The organism is Marinobacter sp. LV10MA510-1 (assembly GCF_002563885.1).
Lineage (GTDB): Bacteria > Pseudomonadota > Gammaproteobacteria > Pseudomonadales > Oleiphilaceae > Marinobacter.
In genome coordinates this window covers 965,381-985,591 of the sequence record NZ_PDJA01000001.1, presented here as the reverse complement: position 1 = coordinate 985,591, position 20,211 = coordinate 965,381, and the positions used below count along the sequence as shown (strand labels likewise).

Below are 20,211 nucleotides of genomic sequence, written 5' to 3'. Positions count from 1 at the left end.
TAGTTGACCATGAAGACAACCCTTCTCGCAGGCGCTTTAGGCTTGCTTCTACCGGTTATTGGCCTGGCGGGTGAATACAACCTGACGGTCGACCGGGTTCAGATCGACACCGGTGACTTTGTTAAAGAGGGCATCGGCTACAATGGTGCGTCTCCCGGGCCGGTTCTGCGCTTCAAGGAAGGCGAAGAGGTCTCGATTAACGTGACCAACAACCTGAACGAAATGACGTCCATTCACTGGCATGGCATGATCCTGCCATTTACTCAGGACGGCGTGCCCGGTATCAGCTTTGCGGGTATCAAGCCTGGGGAAACCTTCACATACGAATTTCCCATCACCCAGTCAGGCACTTACTGGTTTCACAGCCACTCTGGCTTTCAGGAGCCGGATGGCGCCTACGGTGCCATTGTGATTGAACCCGAAGGCCGCGAACCGTTTCGTTACGATCGCGATTACGTGGTTCAGCTGACCGACAAGCACCCCCATTCCGGCGATCGCATCATGCGCAACCTCAAAATAATGCCGGATTATTACAACCGTGAGCAACAAACCGTCGGAGATTTCTTTTCGGAAGCGTCTGAAAACGGTCTGATGGCCACCGTGAAGGATCGGATGGCCTGGGGCGACATGCGCATGATGAAAGCCGATGTTGAAGACCTGCAGGGTTTTACCGGCCTGATCAACGGCAAAGGTCCCGACCAGAACTGGACCGGCATTTTCGAGCCCGGCGAGCGGATTCGGCTGCGTTTTATTAACTCGTCTGCCATGACCTATTTTGATATCCGCATTCCGGGCCTTGAAATGACCGTTGTGCAAGCGGATGGAAACAATGTTCAGCCGGTGACTGTGGATGAGTTCCGCATTGGTGTGGCGGAAACCTACGACGTGATTGTGCGGCCTAAAGAGGAACAGGCCTATACGATTTTTGCTGAATCCATGGGGCGTTCAGGGTATGCGAGGGGAACACTGGCCCCTGAGGCGGGAATGGTCGCTGCAGTGCCAGAACTGCGCGAAGCGGCCCGATTGACCATGGCCGACATGAGCGGTATGGAAGGTATGGATCATTCGAGCATGGCCGGCATGGAAGGCATGGATCACTCCAAAATGACCGGTATGGATCAGTCTGACATGAAAGGGATGGAAGGCATGGATCACTCCGGCATGAAAGGCATGGAGGGCATGGATCATTCTGCGATGGGCCAGGGTTCAATGGCATCCGCGGGTGGCGCCAGTGATCCCTTTTATGCGGCGGGCAGTGGCCTGGTTCCAACGGCGGCCAATGGCGGCAAGTTCCTGTCTTATGCCGACCTGAGAGCGCAAAAACCGCTCTATGACGAACGCGAACCAACCCGGGAAATCGAACTGAAACTGACGGGTAACATGGAGCGTTACACCTGGAGCATCAACGGCGTCAAATATGAGGACGCGGATCCGATCCGCCTCCAGTATGGCGAGCGGGTGCGGTTCAAGTTTGTTAATACGACCATGATGACCCATCCCATGCATCTGCACGGCATGTGGTCCATTCTGGATGTCGGCGCTGGCCAGTTGAACCCCATTAAGCATACGGTCAGCGTTCAGCCGGGTACCACGGTCTATATGGAAACCGAGGTGGATGCGCCGGGACAGTGGGCCTTTCATTGTCATCTGTCCTACCACGCAGCGGCTGGAATGTTCCGCAAGATCATTGTTGAGGGCGGGCCGGAGTCCACGCAAGCGGCATCCGATGACCAGCCGGGCGATGTTGGAGGTGACGTATGAAGCTATGGACGCCTTTAGTGGTGAGTACAGTTTTGGGTCTGAGTGTCATGCCAACTCTGGCATTTGCTCAAGAGCGGGTGCGTGACACCACTGAACGGAAGGCGCCGTTAAAGGTGTGGGGCGCGCAATTTGAGGAATTTGAATACCGCTACAGTGACGACGACGAAGAACTTGGCGTATGGAGCGGCGATTTTTTCTACGGCACGGATGCGCTGAAAGTTCGTTGGTTAACAAAAGGCGAGTACGCCATTGAAGAGCAGGCCTACGAAAAGCTGGAAAACCAGATCGTCGGCCAGATTCCCATCTCTGACTTCTTCGATGCCAAAGCCGGGATAAGGTTTGACACGCCCGAAGGCCCTGATCGCACATACGCCGTTCTGGGTGTCGCGGGCCTTGCGCCACAGTGGTTCGAAATTGATGCGAATCTTTACGTAAGCAAGGATGGCGACACGTCCGCCGCTCTGGATGCAGAGTATGAACTGCTCTTCACCAACTATTGGATACTTTCGGCCACTCTGGATGCGACCGTGGCGTTCAGTGAAGACAGAGAGATTGGGGTTGGAAAGGGCCTGGTATCGACAGAAACCGGGTTGCGGTTGAGCTATGATCTTATTGACCGGGCTTTCTCGCCTTACGTGGGTGTTGTTCACGAACGCAAGTACGGCAACACAGCGGACTTTGCCAAAGCAGACGGCGGCGGCACAGAGGACTGGTTTGCGGTGATTGGCGCACGGCTTCTCTTCTGACGCTACGGACGGGCCTTGGACATTCGTCCTCGGCCTTTTTTTCTGCACAATTTGATGTAACTCAAGCTTTAGTCTAATAGATCGTTTACCCCTGCCTTTTTCAGTTGGAGTTCAGCCTGGCGTGTTGTGATAGAGGCTGAGAACACCGGCTGACAGGGGGAAATCATGACGAAAGCTCATAAAGCAACAAACCAGGCTCAATTTCTGCTCCGACGCAAACTCGCAGTCCAAGGCCTTACTGACATTCAGTGGAAGGACTTCATTGAGGAGCTGAATCATCATCCGTGCGTCGATTTTGCCGAGCGCAAATCGGAAAGTCAGTTGATTGTCACTTTTGATGCCACCCATTGGTCAACCGACGCTCTGATTGAACTGGTTGGATCGCACGGAGGCCATTTGAAGGGCGGTTGGTGGGAGCGCAGAAAACTAGCAGGGTACCGATTCGGCGATGAAAACCTCCGAGCCAACGCCAACCTTGATCCCTTCTGCTGTTCAAAAATTCCACCGATGAAAAAATAAAAGGAAGTTGCATGAGCAAGAACCAGGATAGAACCTCGCGCTATCAGGAAGGCAGCCTGACGCTGCCAGGAACGGTCATGCTAGGTACCGGTGTCATGATTGGCGCCGGCATATTCGCGCTTACCGGACAAATGGCGCAAATGGCTGGTGCACTTTTTCCGCTGGCTTTTCTGGCGGCCGCGATCGTCATTTCCTTCAGTTCCTATTCCTATATCAAAATCTCCAATGCTTACCCGTCAGCGGGTGGGATTGGCATGTATCTGCACAAAGCCTACGGCGATCGCTTATCGACGGGGTTCAATGCCTTACTGATGTATTTCTCGATGGTGATTGCCCAGAGTTTTCTGGCCCGCACGTTTGGGTCCTACACCATGCAGCTGTTCGGGGGTGATGAAGGCGGTCGCATGGTGCCGATACTGGGCGTGTCGCTTATTTTGGCGGCATTCATGATCAACCTGCTGGGCAATCGCTGGATTCAGGGCGTCGCTTCGTTCATTGGTGTCCTGAAAATTGGTGGCATTCTGGCCTTCGGGCTGGTGGGCGTATGGTTGGCCGACAGCCTTGCGGTCGACTTTTCCAGCAGCGGCGAAACCGGCGTTGTAGGCAATTTTCTGGGTGCGACGGCCCTCGGCATTCTGGCCTTCAAAGGTTTTACCACCATCACCAACAGCGGCGCCGAGGTGAAAGACCCGAAGCGTAACGTTGGTCGCGCCATTGTGATCTCCATTGCCGCCTGCGTGGTTATTTACACCTTGGTGGGCTTTGCCGTTGCAAGCAATCTGTCCCTCGCCGAAATCATCGAAACCCGGGATTACTCCCTGGCTGCCGCAGCACGTCCGGCACTGGGTGATTATGGTCTGTGGTTCACCGTGGCGATTGCCATGATGGCGACCGCTGGGGGCATTCTTGCCAGTATCTTTGCGGTTTCCCGCATGCTGGCCATGTTGACTGAGATGAAACTGGTACCCCACAGCCACTTTGGTATGCCGGGTAGCATCCAGAAACACACGCTTGTTTATACCGTGGTGCTGGGCCTGGTTCTGACCGCCTTTTTTGATCTCTCACGGATTGCGGCCCTCGGTATTATCTTTTATCTGATTATGGACATCTCGATTCACTGGGGTGTGCTGCGCTACCTGTATCAGGATGTGAAGGCGAAGAGGTGGGTGCCCGCCGTGGCGATCGGTCTGGATCTGATGGTTCTTGGCGGCTTTGTTTGGGTGAAACTGAACTCGGACCCCTTTGTGATCGGTGTGTCGGTGATCACGATGATTGTTATTGCGGTTGCCGAGCAGATATTCCTGAAGTCTTCCGCCAGACGTAAGGCGATGAACAGTGATGAGTCTAATGCACACCATCACTGATACTCACAGTGTAAATCGGAGGGTAATCCCATGATGGACGGCGATATGTTTGGAAACACCATGTGGGCCGGGCATTGGCTATGGATGCTGGTCATTGCCATTGTTGTTGTTATACCAGCCTGGCGAATCTGTCAGCGTACCGGTTACTCGGGCTGGATGGGAATTTTGATTCTTATTCCCATGGTGAACCTGGTTGTCTTGTACTTGATTGCGTTTTCGGACTGGCCAGCTGACAAAGCTGGAGCACCCCATTAAAACTCACCGAACCTGTGACGAGCCCTATGCAACGCTTGATTTCAACGGTATCTGCCGTGAGGTGTTCGATTTTCACGATCAAATAATCGATCTCTACCAAACACTGGTCGGGAAAGCAGAGATTCCGGAGGTCAAAGAGCTAATGGAGTCACTATTGACGATGGAAATAAACGAATCGAAGCGCCTGGCTAGTCAGGTTGGCCGGATGGACGATTTATGAATGAGTCCTTCAACCACGCTGGAGCCTGGGGCATTACACTGATCGTTATCGTTTTGGTGTCTTGGTTTTTTTATCGATATTTTGCGCCAAAGAACTGGCGAGAGTGGGCCGGTGCCGGTGTGGTGCAGGCCTTTATCATCGCGCTTTATGCCGAAATGTACGGTTTTCCGCTCACTATCTATCTGCTAGTGCGCTTTTTTGGTCTGGACAGCGAGTATGTTAGCGCCAGTCTATGGTCGACCCTGGTTGGGCTTGGCGAAACCGGCATGCTTGTCTCAATGTTGCTTGGCTACGGGATCGCATTTACCGGAATAGGGCTCTTTATTCAGGGGTGGCGCCAGGTTCACAAGGCGCGAGGGGAAAATTGCCTGGTAACAGACGGGTTGTATGCGTATGTGCGGCATCCCCAGTACACAGGGCTGTTTATTGCTCTGTTTGGAGAAGGCGTGGTGCATTGGCCAACGCTCTTTTCGGTAGGCCTGTTTCCGGTGATCGTGCTGGTCTACACCTGGCTGGCTAGACGTGAGGAGCAGCAAGTACTGAAGCAGTTCGGAGACGCTTATCGCAACTATACGCGGCAAGTACCGATGTTTATCCCTCGTTGGGGCAGCTGGCGCCAACTCGCTGCTGCCTCGCGAGCCAGCAATGATGACAACACGGTATGAGTCCCTACTTGATCCAGATACAAGATTTTAAATCGGGCCTTCTGGATTGAAGATGATAACCAAAAAAGGATGGTCAAATTATGTCGTCAAAAAATAGCACAACCAGTTCTCGCCATTAATGTCTACAATTTGAAAGGGAGGAAATACCATGATGGACGAGAACATGTTTGGAAACACCATGTGGGCCGGGCACTGGCTGTGGATGTTGGTGATTGCGATTGTAGTCGTCATACCGGTCTGGCGAATATGCCAGCGTGCGGGATATCCGGGCTGGTTGGGGTTCTTGATGCTGATTCCGATGGTCAATCTGGCGTTGTTGTATTTTATCGCTTTTGCCGATTGGCCCGCGAATAAAACAGGAGCACAGAATGAGTGAACACCAGCACGACCATCACGGACATGAAAACCACGAAGAGCATTCGGCAAAAGACCCTGTCTGCGGGATGTCGGTAGACCCCCATACAGCAAAGCATCGTAGCGAGCATGCAGGTAAAACTTGGTATTTCTGTTCGTCTGGATGCCAGTCGAAGTTCGAAGGCGATCCGGACAAGTACCTGGGTGATAAGAGGGAGCCGGCAGAGCCAGTAGCACCCGGCACCATGTACACCTGCCCGATGCATCCGGAAATTCGCCAGCAAGGCCCGGGAGATTGTCCGATCTGTGGCATGGGCCTGGAGCCAGAAGAAATAAGTCTTGACGACGGACCCTCCGAAGAACTCACGGACATGACTCGTCGGTTCTGGATCGGTCTGGCTCTGGCGCTTCCTGTTTTTTTGCTTGAAATGGGCGGCCACTTTTTCAAGATTGACCAGATTGTGTCGCCGCAAATCTCCAACTGGATTCAGTTGGTTTTGGCCACGCCAGTAGTCGTCTGGTGCGGCGCGCCCTTTTTTGTTCGCGGCTGGAAATCGATCCTCAGCCGAAATCTGAATATGTTCACGCTGATTGCCATTGGCACTGGCGTCGCGTTGATTTATAGCCTTGTCGCTACCCTGGTGCCGCAAATCTTTCCGGATGCCTTCCGGCAGGCGGATGGTTCGGTTGCCGTGTATTTCGAGGCCGCTGCCGTCATTGTGGTGCTGGTGTTGCTTGGGCAGGTACTGGAACTGCGCGCCCGGGAGAAGACCTCCGGCGCCATCAAGGCCCTGCTTGATCTCGCGCCCGCAACCGCGAGAAAGCTGGATGATGAAGGCGACGAGTCCGATGTGTCGCTCGACCAGGTAAAAGTCGGCGACCGTCTTCGGGTTCGCCCTGGCGACAAGGTGCCACTGGATGGCGAAGTCCTTGAAGGTAGCTCGAATGTGGATGAATCCATGGTGACTGGAGAGCCTTTGGCGGTCAGCAAAAAGGCGGGCGATCAGGTGGTTGGCGGCAGCATCAATCAGCAGGGCAGCTTCATCATGCGCGCCGACAAAGTGGGGCGCGACACCATGCTGTCCCAGATTGTCCAGATGGTGGCCAGCGCGCAGCGCAGTCGTGCGCCGATTCAGGGCCTGGCAGACAAAGTGGCTGGCTGGTTTGTTCCGGTGGTCATCGTCATCGCCGTTATTGCCTTCGTCGTCTGGTCCATTTTCGGGCCGCCACCCTCCATGGCGTTCGGGCTTATTGCAGCGGTCAGCGTGTTGATTATTGCCTGCCCCTGCGCACTGGGTTTGGCAACCCCCATGTCGATCATGGTCGGCGTTGGACGCGGCGCCCAGAGCGGTGTCCTGATCCGGGATGCTGAAGCGTTGGAGCGCATGGAGAAAGTCGACACGGTGGTGGTGGATAAAACCGGCACCCTGACCGAGGGCAAACCTCAGGTGACGAAGTTGGTTTCGGCAAACGGTTTCAGCGATGAGGACTTGATGCGATACGCCGGCGGCCTGGAGAAGGGCAGTGAGCATCCTTTGGCTCATGCCATTCTCGAAAAAGCCAAAACCATGGAGTTGAAATTGCCGGACGCTGAGGATTTCGACTCCCCGAACGGTAAAGGTGTCACCGGAAAAATCGATGGCAAAAAAGTTCTGCTTGGCAATCGATTGCTGATGGAATCAGAAAGCGTCGATACCTCCGCCTTTGAGGAAGAGGCGGACCAGCTGAGAAAAGACGGTGCTACCGTTATCTTTGCGGCCGTGGATGGAAAAATATGCGGTTTGCTGGCGATTGCAGATCCGGTCAAGGAGACCACGAAAGCGGCAATAGCCGCTCTGCAGAAGGAGGGTATCCGGGTGGTGATGCTGACCGGAGACAACCGGACTTCCGCCGAAGCCGTGGCCCGCAAGCTCCATATTGATGAAGTGGAAGCGGAAGTACTGCCGGAAGACAAGGGCAAGATCATTCAGCGCCTGAAGGACGAAGGTCGCATTGTTGTGATGGCAGGTGACGGTGTGAACGATGCACCAGCCCTGGCCACCGCAGATGTTGGCATTGCCATGGGTACCGGGACTGACGTGGCTATTGAAAGCGCGGGCATTACGCTGTTGCGCGGCGATTTGATGGGCATTGTAGAAGCCCGGAAGTTGTCGCGGGCAACCATGCGCAATATCCGGCAGAACCTGTTTTTCGCGTTCGTTTACAACGCCGCGGGAATACCGATTGCGGCGGGGGTCTTGTACCCAGTTGCCGGCATCCTGCTGTCGCCCATCATTGCGGCTGCGGCAATGTCGCTGTCTTCGGTAAGCGTCATTACGAATGCCCTACGATTGAGGGTAGTGAAACTATCAGACGACTAGGCTGATGGAGCCTCCCTCGAAAAAGGAGATGTGTATGTCTTATACAATGGATCGCGTTATTCAGAATGCCGACTTTGCTGAAGTGGATGAACGAACCCGAAAGGCCTTGGCCGATCGGGGCTTTGGGATTTTGACGGAAATAGACGTCAAGGCGACCATGAAAAAGAAACTGGACAAGGATATGCTCGCCTACACAATTCTCGGTGCATGTAATCCAAACATGGCTTGGGAAGCGATCGGCGTAGAACCTCGGGTAGGAGCAATGTTGCCATGCAACGTTATTCTTCGCGAGACAACCGAGGGTGTTGAAGTCAGTGCGGTTGATCCCGTTTCATCCATGAGCGCAATCGACAATGAGCAGCTCAAGCAGGTTGCGGGTGAGGTGAGAGACACGCTGTCTGAAGTTATCAACGCAATCTGACGGCTGAATCGACCAGCCAAAAAAATTGATGTACAGCAATCGAGAGGTTGATTTGAACATAAATTCAGGTCCAATTCAGGTGGATGCAGTTAACTGGATATGTCGCAAATCGACCTCGTTAAGGAGCTTCGCTATGAAGAGTTTCACCAAAGTAATCGCAATCTCGTTGATTATGGCCGCACCGTTTGTCTGGGCGCAGGGTTCAGATAACCAGCAGAGGTCCGGTGGCATGATGATGTCTTCAGAACAAACGCAGGAAATGCAGCAGAATATGTCCCGCATGCAGGATATGACCGGCCAGATGCGGCAAAATCCCGGACAAGACCATCAAGAGCTCATGCAGGAGCATATGGAGCGTATGCAAGAGCAGATGCGCATGATGCGGGGCGGTATGATGGGCAACCGGGGCATGATGGATGGCCAAGGAATGATGAAAGGCGAGGGAATGATGAATAATCAAGGTATGCAGGGGAGTCCCAGTCAAGCCCAACCTGCAATTAAACCGGAGGATCGCTTCCAGTTTATGGAAAAACGCATGGATCAGATGCAGTTGATGATGGAGCAAATGCTGGAGCATCAGCAGGAGTTGCAAGGCCGCTCGAAATAATTTTCTGACATGGACGATCATCTGGAATGCCCGAGCTTTCTGGACACTTCGAAGCCTCACGCTGAAGCTGTCTCGAAAGCCTCTGGGCTTAAGCGGCCCAGATGGCTGTGGCGTCGGTTTCGATTATAGAATGTTCACCATCAGGTTCAATCCCGACGCGTGCGCAGATGTCCTCAATCTGTGCGGTTAACTCTCCGAAACTGAAACGTATTGACATCCTCCCCGCCCTGAAAGAGGGGGATTCCTACTGCGCTCAGGCGTGGCATTGAGCCATCCTTGAGTCGCTTCGGTGGGTTCCTGTTGCTGACGGCATTACCGCACCGTTCACTTCACAGGCTAACCGGGCATGACCTGCCCTTAGAATATTGATTGCGGCGTTGAGGTCTGCATTTTCAGCATACCCACATTCGACACATTCGAATTGCGATTGAGTCTTGCAATTCTCTGCACAAATATGACCGCAGGCCGGATTTGGCGTTTACGCTTCGCCTTGGTGCCTCAAGTGTGCCTCAAGTGTGCCGCTTGCTGACTTGCTCATATTCGTGACTTTCAGATCTTCGATGACGACCATCGCGTGGTTTTTGCTGATGATGTTCGAGGTCTTGTGGAGAAAGTCATTGCGGGTATGAGCAACCCGTTGATGCAACTGGGTGATACGGGCCTTCGCCTTTTTCCAATTGCGGCTGAATGTGACCTTGCGGCTCATGCGTCGCTGATACGTTGCCATCTTCGCAGCGCGGGTACGCAGCGCATTGACCGGCTCGAACATCGTGCCGTCAGAGAGCGTCGCACAAGTACGAGAATGCCTGCTTCCACGCTGGCAGCCATTTATTCATGCCAAAGCTGTTGGTGAATTTTTCACCGGCAGTATGTAGCTCTTGCTGACGATTCAAAGCCAAATTCCAAATCTTGCGAGCATTACCCGCGTACTGACGCATGGCGCGGATTTGCTCACCGTTTGGTTCAATCTGAAATTTGAATGCTTGAAGGCGTTTCATAGCTCAATTATGGTTGGTCCATGGAAAAAAACAATGATATTAGGCACGGGCGGCATTGCGTTTTTAGGGAAGAAAAAGTACGAGACACTTAAGAAAAAGTTATGGGGTAATGCCTTATGGTCGCCGTCTTACTTCGCTGGCAGTTGTGGTGGTGCACCCATTAGTATTATTCGCCAGTACATTGAGCAGCAGCAAACGCCGGAATGAGAATGTTGCTAACGAGAGGGACACCTGCGGTGTCCGTGCTATTCATCCCCGGCCTGAAGGCCGAGGTTTTCCGCGCATTCCGATAAAATTCGAAAGGTATTGTTTGGCGACTTGATCCATGTCGGAAGCCGCTGGCTCTGTTGGAGGTGCAATGGTTTTTCTAAAGATTTCGCGCCGGCCAGGGGCCGCAGCCGTGCTCGCTCTGATGGTCTGGGGTGTAAGCTTCTTTCTGCATTTTTTCTGGGAAATGGCACAAGTACCGTTTTTCCTTGGTATGGCGGAAGCGCGTCACTGGGATGTAGTCTGGCTCTGCACCCGTGCGACCCTCGGAGATGCGAATATAGCCTTTGGCGCTTACACGATGGCGGCATGTGTATCCCGGGATTGGTTCTGGGTGGCGAAATCCTGGAGCCGGTCGACTCTGTTGGTCTATCTCTGCGTCGGGCTGATCGTGACGATCGTTTTTGAGTATTGGGCGACCGGAGACGGACAGCGGTGGAGCTACAACGAACAAATGCCCCAACTTGCTGTGACCGGCACAGGAATACTGCCGCTCGCCCAGTGGGTAGTCTTGCCAATGTTGCTGGCCTATTCCACAAGATGGATGTTTCTTGGGTGGTTGGTTTCGAAGCGCACCGAACGCGAGTAGATCGAGCAAAGCGACAACCACGTTCGTCCGGAACGTTTCCAGAAAAATCAACGTCCGCGTCCCGGATGGCTGGACGGCACTAGGTGAAGATTACGATGGTCATCACCACCGCCATGCCGACCATCATAAGGTTTTCGGTCAGGGAGACGAAGCCCAGTGGAACGTTGCTATCGCCGCCGACACAGGCGCACTTCAGCTCACGCTTGTCGATATAAACGGCTTTGATGACCGACACCGCGCCCACCGTGCCGATAAAAAGCGCGCCCGGGATCGACAGCCACGGCAGGATCGTCGCCGTCATAAGAAGGCCCGCGCCCGTCTCGACGAACGGATAGACATAGCCATAGCGCACCCAGCGCTTCGCCAGCAGATCGTAGTTCAGGAACATCGTTGAGAAGCTCTCGATGTCCTTAAACTTCTGTAGACCCAGCAGAACCATGGAGATCGAGATGAACCATCCCAGCGTCTGCCATGCGAACACCGATGGTAGCGCAACCCAGGCGAAAGCCAGCGCAAGCAACGCCGCAACCGAGAACAGCGCGATAATCGGCTGATAGGTTGTGTCGTCCGCCTCCGGGTCTTTCTTGCCGAAATGGACCTGAAGGTCTTCATAACCGCCGATCCGCTCATCGCCGATGAAAGTCTGTGGCGTAGTGTTGACATCATGCTCGCGCATGAAGACGTCGGTATCTTCGCGAGTCTCCAGAGAGTGATCCTCAACCTCGAAGCCCTCACGCTCCAGCAGGTCTTTGGACTTCAGGCCAAAAGGGCAGGTATGCCCAGGCATAACCATCCGGTACAGGACGGCCTTCTTCATCTGAGTATCGTTGGGCATAAAGCCTCCTTCAGTTGCAGGTCCAGTAGCCGCCGAAGCCTACGCGTAGCGGCGGCTCGGTCATCAGATCAAAGATCAGATCGGCACCTTCGCCCGCATCGGTTTCGGGGGCGTCAACGTCAGACGGATACCTTCGGCCTCCATCGTCGTGTTGTCACCTTCCAACAGGATCAGCGAGCTGGAAATCTTAGCAACGCCTCGTCCATCCACTGTCGCCAGAATCGGGTCGGCGTCAACAGCCCGGTCAAACCGACAGGTCGCGGCTTTGCCAAGAGCACGGGTAATTTCGGCTTCGGTCAAAGGAGCCGGGCGAATGCCGGCAATAACGGGTGTGGCCAGCGCTTCAGCCACGGCCTCCACCCGGGCTTGTTCGTTCGACTGCCCGAGGGCCGCGTCGGCGCCGGCTTTGCCATTGCGGTCGATGTCTTCAACTAAGAACCGCATCTCGGAAATCTCGCGGTCCTGTGCCAATACGATCGCTTCGGCCAGTTTCGCCACTCGCGGATCGGTGATTTCGGCCCGGCGAGAGGTGAGAATTGCGATGGAGTGGTGCGGGATCATCGCCTTCATCCAGGCCTTATCTTCGATGAAATCCTGGCTGCGGAACAGAAACAGTGCGCCGGCGAAGACAAGAGCGCTACCTGCGAAAATAGCCATGTTAACGGTCTTGTTTGTGTACATTCTCAGCATAAAGGTCAGCATGATGACAGCCATTGCGGCGCCCATATAGAACGCCATGTGGACGCGGCGATCATGCCGAAGAAGCGCCAATATGACATGCGGTATCTCCTCTGATAACGTCGACAAGCAACGTTCTCCCGCCGGAACGTTCCGTAAGGGTTACAACGATTTTATGATCGAGAGGTTCTTTCGATTTGAGTATAAAAAGTATAGGCACCCTTTTTCATAGAGCAAGCACCTGATGTGAGATATCAGAGGCAGACAGTCACAGCTGAAACACGGGCGCAAAGCCACCTCCAGGCGTACGAAAGTTGGTGGTCTGGCCTTGGTACACACGGGCAGCGGCGAGCAAACTTTTCCCCGCGTAGGTGTAAAGGCGAATGTCGACTTTTCTGGTGGTGACGGTACCGTCAATTTTCATGTTTCGCTCCCCAGCGGGAACGAAGTTCTGTGCGATATAGTCGCCTTTAAGAATGTTTTCGAAAACGCGCCGGGTCAACTTGCTGCCCCGGTAGACACCTTTGCTGCCATGACCAGCAACCGGCTTGAAGAACAGTTCACGCCGGGCACTCCAAAGTGCTGCCGCGTCGCTTGCTGACACCAGCCGGGTCCTTGGCACGGCGCTCTCAAGATATCTTGCATCAGCATCACTCAGCCCCCAGTCGCGCAGGGTCTGGGGATCGGACAGCAGAATCAGGTTTCGTTTGTCCGCCATGAGCGCATGCACACGGGGGTTGGGGGTTACCACCACCGCGCCGTCGAGATACGCGCGCCTTAGCGCCTCATGAGCCGGGGCGTCCAGTGCGAAGTCCACTAGCCGGTTGTACACCAAGTCGATGGGCTTGCCCTGTGCTGTCAATGCACCATCGACATACTCAAGCTCCGATGGGTCAAGTATCAAGGTATCAATGCCTCTGGCCTGGAGCAGCGTTTGGGCCAGTTTGAATTCCAGGAACATAAACTGAGTCTCCGGGGCATCGTCCACGATGGCCAAGCGGCTGGGCATGGAGTCAGCATGTTGCTTTTGCCACTCTTGTTTGAACATGGTGAACACTGCGTCCTCAAATCCATCCAGCGCCTGCTTGGTGGCTGCGGTCTGTTGCGATGGGTCACAGCATCGATGTTGAGCCCGGGCCAGTACCGTATTCAGAAACGCGCCGCCGGCATTGGTGTTGATCTCGATTAATTGAGGGCCGTCGGGACCCAGGTGAAAGTCATAGCCCATGAAGGCGCCTATGGGGCCCGGATCGAAGCCTGCGATTTCTGGCGCCCAGGACAGCGCGCGCTCCCGATACAACGGAAGTTCGGCAGCTGATTCGATCGCCTGAACGATCCGTTCCATCGACTCTATGTCAGCTTGGGGGACGAAAACCGGTGTGTTTGAAAAAAGATGATCAAGCTCGGGGGTCGCCGATGCTTCGTGTCCTGCGCCCACGAATTGATTCAGGAGACTCTCGTTGAGCGCTTTGCGGTCAAGAGTGACGCAGTAGCACTGTCGGTTGAGCTGGTCTGCGTGAGTATTGGTGATTCGTTGGTTTTCCTGAGTCACGTCTTCCATTTGGAGCCCGTAGTGTAAGTAAGTTGTTCGGACTGTAGTTTCGGCTTTGATCCTCGTCAAACAAGTACACGTTTGGCAACTTTTTTCAGGTCTATTTCAGCTTCGTGTGTTGGACTGCTAGAATCCCAACTTGCTCCTAACTGAACCATTTAAGATATATCGTACCTGTATTAGTTTGGAGAAAGTATTTTAGATTTTGGAGGATTTTTATGAGTTGGTTAACAAAAAACAAGTTCCTATCCCTCAAGGAGATTTGTCATGATCATCAATTATAGAAGCATATTTCGCCGAATTCCCCGCATCTTCTTTGCGGCCGTCTATATGGCCCTGATGTCTCTACCTGCAGGAGCAGCCGGGTACGACAATGCTCTGAAGGGCGTTAAAAACTATGACGCTGTTTACGAGGTGAGCCAAGGTGATCCCAAGGTCGTTAACCCCGTTTTCTTGGTAATAAAGAACTCCTACGAAGCACCTGAAGTGAAGGCGCTCGCGAAAGATCCCAACATCGCCATCGTTTTTCACGGGCCGGTGGTGAAACTGCTCTCGACTGACAGCGCACCGTTTAATAAGGCAGAACTGGTCGAGGTACAGAAATTCCAGGCGACTCTTAAACAGATGAAGAAGGACGGAGTGACGCTGGAAGTTTGCCGTTTCGCTTTGAAAGGGATGGGTGTAGATGAGGCGACGATCATTCCGGAGATCGACCCGGTAGATAATGGTTTCGTCTCGGTCATCGGCTATCAGATGCAGGGGTACGCGGTTGTCCGAATCCCCTAAAAAAAAGTTGTTGCTCTGCGAGGCGAGGTTCATCTTTAGGTTCGCTAGCCAAGATTGATCGCATAAAAAGCGGGACACTCTGCATGAGTGTTCCGCCTTTTTTTCTCCTGCAGTTGCCGGCGAGCGATCTCTGCTCGATAACCCTTCATATCTTTGGCCTTGATTCTGGTCAAGAAAATACATGTTTAACGGCTGTGTTCAGGCCTGATTCAGTTTTGTGTGTTCGACTGCTAGGTGATGACCACACACGGTCGCAACCCTTGCCAGTGGGTAGGGCTAATTTTATTGAAATCTTCCTATCCAAAAGGTGACGCGATGAAACATCATTTTTGCAAACGCTGGCTTGTTGCGCTGACCATCAGCGTTACGATGAGTTTTTCGCTGATAGCGGCTGCGGGCACTAGCCGGGCATTTGTTCCCATGGGGGTGGCCGATTCGGTGGGCGTTATTGATCTGGAAAGTCGTCAGATGACGTCGTCAATTACCGGAACGGTGAATACCCACGGCTCCGCACTGACCCCAGACGGGCGGTACCTGATTGTAGGCAGTCTAACCACCCATGAAAGCGAGGAGCCTGTCAGCCGGCCGAAAGGTGTAACCGAAGATGAACACGCCACCCATCATGGCGGTGGCGCTGCTGCGACATCGGAAGAATCGAATGCCGGACTGCTCTATGTGGTGGACACTGAAACGAATGCGATTGTTCGCAAACTGGAGGTTCCAGGGCCGGTGCATCATGTGCTGGTGACCTCGGATGGTCGCTATGCCGTTTCCACTCATCCCATGGGTGGCGGTATCAGTGTTGTTGATCTGGATTCCGGAGAGCTGGTTAAAACGGTGGCGACAGGACCTGCCCCTAATTACATGGTGGAAACGGACGACGGTCAGTCTCTTCTGGTCAGCAATAGCGGTAATGACACAATCAGCGAAGTGGACACCGGACACTGGTTCGTCAAGCGTAACCTTCGGGTGGGTGGTGGTCCGGAACATATGGTGCTCGCCCCCGACAACGAGCGGCTTTATGTCAACAATGTTACATCCGGCCAAGTTGTTGTCGTCGAGCTTTCGAGCGGCACGGTGACGGCAACTTACGAAGTGGGGGAGGAACCTCATGGCGTTGGTTTGAGCGAAGACGGCCAGGTACTCTACGCAACCAGTAAGGGGAGTAATCGGGTCGTTCGGATTGATCTGGCCAGCGGAACTCGCCAAAGCGCGGCATTGGCGCCGGCACCTTATCACCTCGCTGTATCCCCCCGGAATGGCCAGCTGCTGATTACCAGTCGCACCAAGAGCAAGCTTTGGGTGCTCGACTCAGAGTCCCTCAAAGTGATTGATGAAATTTCGTTAGAAGGTATAGGCCATCAGATATCGATTAAGGGTAAAAAATAACGCAATGGCAAACCAATCACTTTCATTACAGACCATCATCGGAATGGTGGTCGTTGCGATTCTTTGGGCCATCTGCTTTCCGTTCATAACGGTTGGTTTGCCGGATGCGCCCCCCTTGCTGTTCGCGTCTATAAGAGCCCTTTTGGCGGGAGGGTGTTTAATTGTTGTAGGAATGAAAATGGGGCGAATGCCCCATTATTCGCTTCGGGGTTTGATGATGCTTGCGCTGATCGGTTTCAGTTACACCGGAATGGGGCTTGGCGGTATGTTCCTCGGAGCAAGTGATGTAGGGCCAGGGGTCGCAACTGTGCTTGCGAATGCGCAACCTCTTTTCGCCGCGATACTGTCGCTTTTTGTGCTCAAGGAAGTCATTACTGTTCGTTTGTATTTGGGTTTGTTCATTGGCTTTGTCGGGGTCGTTATTCTTGCTCTACCCGGTTTTGACGTTGGTGCAGATCGTTCGATCGGCGCGCTCTATGTACTTGGCGGGGCCGTTGGGACGGCCATTGGGAATGTTCTGTTGAAACTTCAGGCCGGCGACGGGGATGTGTACTGGCCTATGGGGATCCAGCTCGTAATGGGGGCGGTATTTCTGTTTCTGGCTTCTTTGTTGGCGGGGGAAGGCTTTGAGGTTGACTGGACATGGTCATTTGCCGGCGCTGTCTTCGTGCTTGCAGTCCCGGCAACGGCGTTAATGGTAGTGCTCTGGTATGCACTTCTTGCCAGAGCACCGTTAAATAAGCTCAATCCTTTTACTTTTCTGACACCGATCTTCGGGTTACTTATCGGGACTCTATTTTTTGATGAGACATTCAGTACCGTGGAAATTACGGGAATTGCGATCACGGTTGTGGGGCTGCTGGTGATAATCATAGTTCCAAAGCAGGAAAGCGTATTGCTTGAGTCGTGAGATAGCACGATGCCCGCGGCGTGCTAGCCATGGTCTCCGCTCATTTCCGCTGATTGATACGAACGGCAAAGAAGTTGTAGAGGGGGCCGAAAATTAACGCCACGTACCAGCCGTAGCCAAAGCTTTCTGCCAGACCCAGCCCTATGTGTAAGCGTCCTCATCCACAAACACGAACAGCTTGGCTTTGTTTTCATCAGCGGCCTGTGGATTGGCGTACTCAACAACCCAAAGGTTATCTGCCGAGGTAGAACGCTGCTGTGGGCTACCAGCCCCAACACCTCGCCACTCGGAGGACACCTGATTTGAGCCAACCAGTTGCTGCTTTATGGCCTCGGCTTTCTGCGTTGCCTGTACTTTGGAGATAGGCTCTGAAACACCGTGGCTATGGCCTGCTCCAGCAAATGCCTGGCCCGCGAATGAAAGAACGATGACGGTCGTGAACGAAAGAATGAACTTTTTCATGGAATAATTCCTTCGTGATGACTGGGTGATTACTTCTTATTGATACCGTCGTAAAAACCGCTGGTCTGGAGGACGATGGTGACCGTCTCGTCGCCGCGATTTCGCCAGTACCAGCCATGGGTCCCGTCAAATGGCGCCCCGAATGCCCCGCTGGCGACGGATTCATTTCTTCCTTGCCAATAGCTGGTGAAATTGTCGCCGTCGTTAATTTGCTCACCATGCATGTCAAAATTAACCGGGCCGCCTTCTGATGCCCAGTTAAAGACCATGCGATCGCCGGCGTTCATGGTTGCCTTCACTTCAAGGCCTTCATTCGGTTTCAGCGTAACGGTCGTTGTGTCGGAGTTGAGCGAACTCTGAGTCTTCCACACAGGACCTGCTGAAAGGGCGAGCAGGTTGCTGGAGGAGGAGCCGGCTTCCAAAGATGCAGGCTCTGCAGCCTCTGCCTGGCTGAGCATAGTTAGCCCCATCTTCTGGCCCAAACCCGTTGGGTCAATTCCATATTCCGCTGGCAGAATAGCCGTAATCAGAACCAGCAAGCCAATGAGAGCCGCAACGCCGGTTGCCTTGACCAGGCTCTTTGTCGAAGACAGCCCTTCACGATTCATATTTGAAATGTCTTGCATGATCTATCTCCTCAGGAAACGGTATACAGGCCAGTCAGCTGATAACCCATCAACATGAACCCGGCACTCATTAACAGGACGTTGGCGGCGAACGCCTGACGAGGAAAGACGTCGGATCTGCGCCAGAAATTCATGGCGATCAGAATGACGCTTAACGCCATTAGCTGGCCGATCTCGACGCCGACGTTAAACGCAAGGATATTTGCCACCAGGCCATCGTCGGATAACGTGAAGTCCTGGAGCTTTGTCGCCAGACCGAAGCCGTGGAAGAACCCGAAGATGAGAACCGCCGCTTTGGTGTTGGGTTGAAAGCCAAACCAGCGCCGAAATGCCCCCAGGTTATCCATAGCCTTGTAGATCACGGAGAAACCGATAATGGCATCGACCATGTAGGCGTTGACGTTGGTTTCACTGAGCACGCCATACAGGAGAGTGACACTATGGCCCACGGCAAACAGGGGCACATAGATGCCCACACCCTTCATGCGGTACAGGAAGAAAATGACCCCCGCCAGGAACAGGAGATGGTCATAACCGATCACCATGTGCTTGGCGCCCAGGTAGATAGATGAGGGGTGAAAACGCCCGTGATCTTCAGCAAATTCGATCAGAGACAGACTCTGTGACGCCTGATGAGCATTTTGGTCCGAGGCCCACCCACCACGAAAAGAATCAACAATGATAGCACTGTGACTATCAAAGTGGCCCTGCCGACGGCGGATTGAGTTTGGCCTAGAAACACGGAGTTTCTCATCAGTTGCTGGATTGGCGATCGGAGATTATCCAACTCTTGTAGCAAGCATTGCAAAGATATGTTCTTGCTACAGGAGAACGCGCAAAAGGGCTGGTGTCACGCTTTCGTCATTCTGCAGTTCTCCACCCAAGTGCCCACAACGAGCGCCTGACGTTGTCTGAAGCACTGCATTCAAGTATTTGTCGACGTTCCAGTTCTGTCTTAAGAATTACCAGTCGTAGTCTTCCAACCGTCACAATGCTGTTATATTCTCTAAATCGTATATACCATTATTATTATATAAGAATTGAAGTGAGGGCTCATGCCATGCCGGAGATCCGACGCCGAGTACTCTTTGTGTGCACCGCTAACAGTGCACGCTCACTCATGGCCGAAGCCCTTTTGAAGCACTTGGCGGGCGATCAGTTTGAGGTGGCAAGCGCCGGCACTGAGCCGTCGAAGCCGCATCCTCTCGCGCTTCAGTGCATTGACGAAGCCGGCCTTGATAGCACCACCGCGCGTAGCAAATCGGTCGCGTCGGTTGGCGATGTGCATTGGGACTACGTTATCACCCTCTGTGACAAAGCGTCGCGTGAATGCCAGCCCATCGCATCCTTCGGTCAGATGATTGCCTGGGATTTCCCGGATCCAGTCCCTAAAAATCGCCATGCGACGTTTGCTCTGGTTATGAAAGAGCTCAAGGATCGTATTAGCCTGTTTGTTCTGGTCCATCAAAAAACCGTCCATCGTTCGATTCACTACCCGCCGGCAGGTGTTTTCAAAGCATTGGGCGACGAGAATCGTCTGGCCTCTATGCTATTGATCCTGCAACAGGAAGAGCTTTGTGTTTGCGAGCTGACAGAGGCACTCGATGTCTCGCAACCGCGGATCAGCCGGTACCTAGGGCAACTCCGTGATTTGGCACTGGTGCAGGGTGAGCGCCGGGGGCAGTGGATCTACTATCGGCTGCATCCCGCCTTGCCCGACTGGGTGCTGACGGCTCTGACCGCCGCGCTTGACGAAAATGTCGCATTGTTGGAACCCATGGCCAAACGACTATTGAGCATGCCGAATCGACCGGCCCAAGCCATTTTTTAACCATTCTCAATCATTC

Annotated in this window: 25 protein-coding genes and 1 pseudogene; 17 read left to right on the top strand and 9 right to left on the bottom strand. The window is 53.6% G+C overall.

Annotated features, from left to right (window positions below):
* Nucleotides 1-9 precede the first annotated feature (9 nt).
* The 11 genes and pseudogenes from ATI45_RS04765 (at nucleotide 10) to ATI45_RS04715 (ending at nucleotide 9,272) form a co-directional block, all read left to right on the top strand.
* Nucleotides 10-1,761, top strand: a complete 1,752-nt coding sequence (locus ATI45_RS04765) for a copper resistance system multicopper oxidase (protein WP_098418486.1) — start codon at nucleotides 10-12, stop codon at nucleotides 1,759-1,761.
* Nucleotides 1,758-2,507: a copper resistance protein B gene (locus tag ATI45_RS04760; protein WP_098418485.1), complete on the top strand. Its 750-nt coding sequence runs from the start codon at nucleotides 1,758-1,760 to the stop codon at nucleotides 2,505-2,507. Before ATI45_RS04765 ends, ATI45_RS04760 begins: the two co-directional genes overlap by 4 nt.
* A gap of 165 nt (nucleotides 2,508-2,672) precedes the next feature.
* The gene (locus ATI45_RS04755) at nucleotides 2,673-3,026 is read left to right on the top strand and encodes a hypothetical protein (protein ID WP_098418484.1); all 354 of its coding nucleotides are present in this window, start codon (nucleotides 2,673-2,675) and stop codon (nucleotides 3,024-3,026) included.
* Nucleotides 3,027-3,037: 11 nt separating this feature from the next.
* Nucleotides 3,038-4,390 carry an APC family permease gene (locus ATI45_RS04750; RefSeq protein ID WP_098418483.1) on the top strand — a complete coding sequence of 451 codons (1,353 nt, stop codon included), beginning with the start codon at nucleotides 3,038-3,040 and terminating at the stop codon, nucleotides 4,388-4,390.
* Between the two features lie 30 nt (nucleotides 4,391-4,420).
* Nucleotides 4,421-4,645 carry a hypothetical protein gene (locus ATI45_RS04745; RefSeq protein ID WP_098418482.1) on the top strand — a complete coding sequence of 75 codons (225 nt, stop codon included), beginning with the start codon at nucleotides 4,421-4,423 and terminating at the stop codon, nucleotides 4,643-4,645.
* Nucleotides 4,635-4,865 (top strand): annotated as a pseudogene (locus tag ATI45_RS22585) (ATPase); the annotation flags it as partial. The gene ATI45_RS04745 and the pseudogene ATI45_RS22585, both read left to right, overlap by 11 nt.
* Nucleotides 4,862-5,530 (top strand): methyltransferase family protein, encoded by a 669-nt coding sequence (locus tag ATI45_RS04735; protein ID WP_098418481.1) that lies wholly within the window; start codon nucleotides 4,862-4,864, stop codon nucleotides 5,528-5,530. The pseudogene ATI45_RS22585 and the gene ATI45_RS04735, both read left to right, overlap by 4 nt.
* 148 nt (nucleotides 5,531-5,678) lie before the next feature.
* The gene (locus ATI45_RS04730) at nucleotides 5,679-5,906 is read left to right on the top strand and encodes a hypothetical protein (protein WP_098418480.1); all 228 of its coding nucleotides are present in this window, start codon (nucleotides 5,679-5,681) and stop codon (nucleotides 5,904-5,906) included.
* Nucleotides 5,899-8,244, top strand: a complete 2,346-nt coding sequence (locus ATI45_RS04725) for a heavy metal translocating P-type ATPase (protein ID WP_098418479.1) — start codon at nucleotides 5,899-5,901, stop codon at nucleotides 8,242-8,244. Before ATI45_RS04730 ends, ATI45_RS04725 begins: the two co-directional genes overlap by 8 nt.
* A 34-nt stretch (nucleotides 8,245-8,278) precedes the next feature.
* Nucleotides 8,279-8,665, top strand: a complete 387-nt coding sequence (locus ATI45_RS04720; protein ID WP_098418478.1) for a DUF302 domain-containing protein — start codon at nucleotides 8,279-8,281, stop codon at nucleotides 8,663-8,665.
* Nucleotides 8,666-8,798: 133 nt separating this feature from the next.
* Nucleotides 8,799-9,272: a hypothetical protein gene (locus ATI45_RS04715; RefSeq protein ID WP_098418477.1), complete on the top strand. Its 474-nt coding sequence runs from the start codon at nucleotides 8,799-8,801 to the stop codon at nucleotides 9,270-9,272.
* A gap of 253 nt (nucleotides 9,273-9,525) precedes the next feature.
* On the opposite strand, the gene ATI45_RS22580 is transcribed toward ATI45_RS04715, so the two are convergent.
* The 3 genes from ATI45_RS22580 to ATI45_RS22570 are packed head-to-tail and all read right to left on the bottom strand — an operon-like array spanning nucleotide 9,526 to nucleotide 10,210.
* Nucleotides 9,526-9,726: a zinc ribbon domain-containing protein gene (locus tag ATI45_RS22580; RefSeq protein ID WP_228706285.1), complete on the bottom strand. Its 201-nt coding sequence runs from the start codon at nucleotides 9,724-9,726 to the stop codon at nucleotides 9,526-9,528.
* Nucleotides 9,727-9,750: 24 nt separating this feature from the next.
* Nucleotides 9,751-10,041 carry a transposase gene (locus ATI45_RS22575; RefSeq protein ID WP_267283852.1) on the bottom strand — a complete coding sequence of 97 codons (291 nt, stop codon included), beginning with the start codon at nucleotides 10,039-10,041 and terminating at the stop codon, nucleotides 9,751-9,753.
* A 7-nt stretch (nucleotides 10,042-10,048) separates the two neighbouring features.
* Nucleotides 10,049-10,210 (bottom strand): helix-turn-helix domain-containing protein, encoded by a 162-nt coding sequence (locus ATI45_RS22570; RefSeq protein ID WP_267283868.1) that lies wholly within the window; start codon nucleotides 10,208-10,210, stop codon nucleotides 10,049-10,051.
* Between the two features lie 69 nt (nucleotides 10,211-10,279).
* Here ATI45_RS22570 and ATI45_RS22565 point away from each other — a divergent pair, with 69 nt between their 5' ends.
* Both ATI45_RS22565 and ATI45_RS04700 read left to right on the top strand, forming a co-directional pair.
* Nucleotides 10,280-10,477, top strand: coding sequence for a transposase (locus tag ATI45_RS22565; protein WP_416376585.1), 198 nt, complete (start codon nucleotides 10,280-10,282; stop codon nucleotides 10,475-10,477).
* Between the two features lie 193 nt (nucleotides 10,478-10,670).
* Nucleotides 10,671-11,126 carry a hypothetical protein gene (locus ATI45_RS04700; protein ID WP_228706206.1) on the top strand — a complete coding sequence of 152 codons (456 nt, stop codon included), beginning with the start codon at nucleotides 10,671-10,673 and terminating at the stop codon, nucleotides 11,124-11,126.
* A 79-nt stretch (nucleotides 11,127-11,205) separates the two neighbouring features.
* On the opposite strand, the gene ATI45_RS04695 is transcribed toward ATI45_RS04700, so the two are convergent.
* The 3 genes from ATI45_RS04695 to ATI45_RS04685 all read right to left on the bottom strand — a co-directional run bounded on the left by ATI45_RS04695 (nucleotide 11,206) and on the right by ATI45_RS04685 (nucleotide 14,200).
* The gene (locus tag ATI45_RS04695; protein WP_179888214.1) at nucleotides 11,206-11,961 is read right to left on the bottom strand and encodes a MauE/DoxX family redox-associated membrane protein; all 756 of its coding nucleotides are present in this window, start codon (nucleotides 11,959-11,961) and stop codon (nucleotides 11,206-11,208) included.
* Between the two features lie 75 nt (nucleotides 11,962-12,036).
* Nucleotides 12,037-12,768 carry a DUF305 domain-containing protein gene (locus tag ATI45_RS04690; protein WP_228706205.1) on the bottom strand — a complete coding sequence of 244 codons (732 nt, stop codon included), beginning with the start codon at nucleotides 12,766-12,768 and terminating at the stop codon, nucleotides 12,037-12,039.
* A 139-nt stretch (nucleotides 12,769-12,907) separates the two neighbouring features.
* Nucleotides 12,908-14,200 (bottom strand): hypothetical protein, encoded by a 1,293-nt coding sequence (locus ATI45_RS04685; RefSeq protein WP_098418475.1) that lies wholly within the window; start codon nucleotides 14,198-14,200, stop codon nucleotides 12,908-12,910.
* Nucleotides 14,201-14,458: 258 nt separating this feature from the next.
* On the opposite strand from ATI45_RS04685, the gene ATI45_RS04680 reads away from it, so the two are divergent.
* From ATI45_RS04680 to ATI45_RS04670, 3 genes are all read left to right on the top strand, one after another.
* Nucleotides 14,459-14,977: a DsrE family protein gene (locus ATI45_RS04680; RefSeq protein WP_098418474.1), complete on the top strand. Its 519-nt coding sequence runs from the start codon at nucleotides 14,459-14,461 to the stop codon at nucleotides 14,975-14,977.
* Between the two features lie 315 nt (nucleotides 14,978-15,292).
* Entirely contained in the window at nucleotides 15,293-16,366 is a 1,074-nt protein-coding gene (locus tag ATI45_RS04675) for a YncE family protein (RefSeq protein ID WP_098418473.1), read from the top strand.
* Nucleotides 16,367-16,370: 4 nt separating this feature from the next.
* Entirely contained in the window at nucleotides 16,371-17,276 is a 906-nt protein-coding gene (locus tag ATI45_RS04670; protein WP_098418472.1) for a DMT family transporter, read from the top strand.
* 141 nt (nucleotides 17,277-17,417) lie between these two features.
* Here ATI45_RS04670 and ATI45_RS04665 read toward each other — a convergent pair whose 3' ends face one another.
* The 3 genes from ATI45_RS04665 to ATI45_RS04655 are packed head-to-tail and all read right to left on the bottom strand — an operon-like array spanning nucleotide 17,418 to nucleotide 19,044.
* Nucleotides 17,418-17,738, bottom strand: coding sequence for a DUF6488 family protein (locus ATI45_RS04665; RefSeq protein ID WP_098418471.1), 321 nt, complete (start codon nucleotides 17,736-17,738; stop codon nucleotides 17,418-17,420).
* A 29-nt stretch (nucleotides 17,739-17,767) separates the two neighbouring features.
* A complete protein-coding gene (locus ATI45_RS04660) occupies nucleotides 17,768-18,364 on the bottom strand; it encodes a hypothetical protein (protein WP_098418470.1) in 597 nt (198 codons plus the stop codon).
* Between the two features lie 11 nt (nucleotides 18,365-18,375).
* Nucleotides 18,376-19,044 (bottom strand): HupE/UreJ family protein, encoded by a 669-nt coding sequence (locus ATI45_RS04655; RefSeq protein ID WP_416376605.1) that lies wholly within the window; start codon nucleotides 19,042-19,044, stop codon nucleotides 18,376-18,378.
* Nucleotides 19,045-19,424: 380 nt separating this feature from the next.
* Between ATI45_RS04655 and ATI45_RS04650 the strand changes: the two genes are divergently transcribed.
* On the top strand, nucleotides 19,425-20,195 hold the full coding sequence (locus ATI45_RS04650; protein ID WP_228706204.1) for a metalloregulator ArsR/SmtB family transcription factor: 771 nt from the start codon (nucleotides 19,425-19,427) through the stop codon (nucleotides 20,193-20,195).
* Nucleotides 20,196-20,211: the final 16 nt, after the last annotated feature.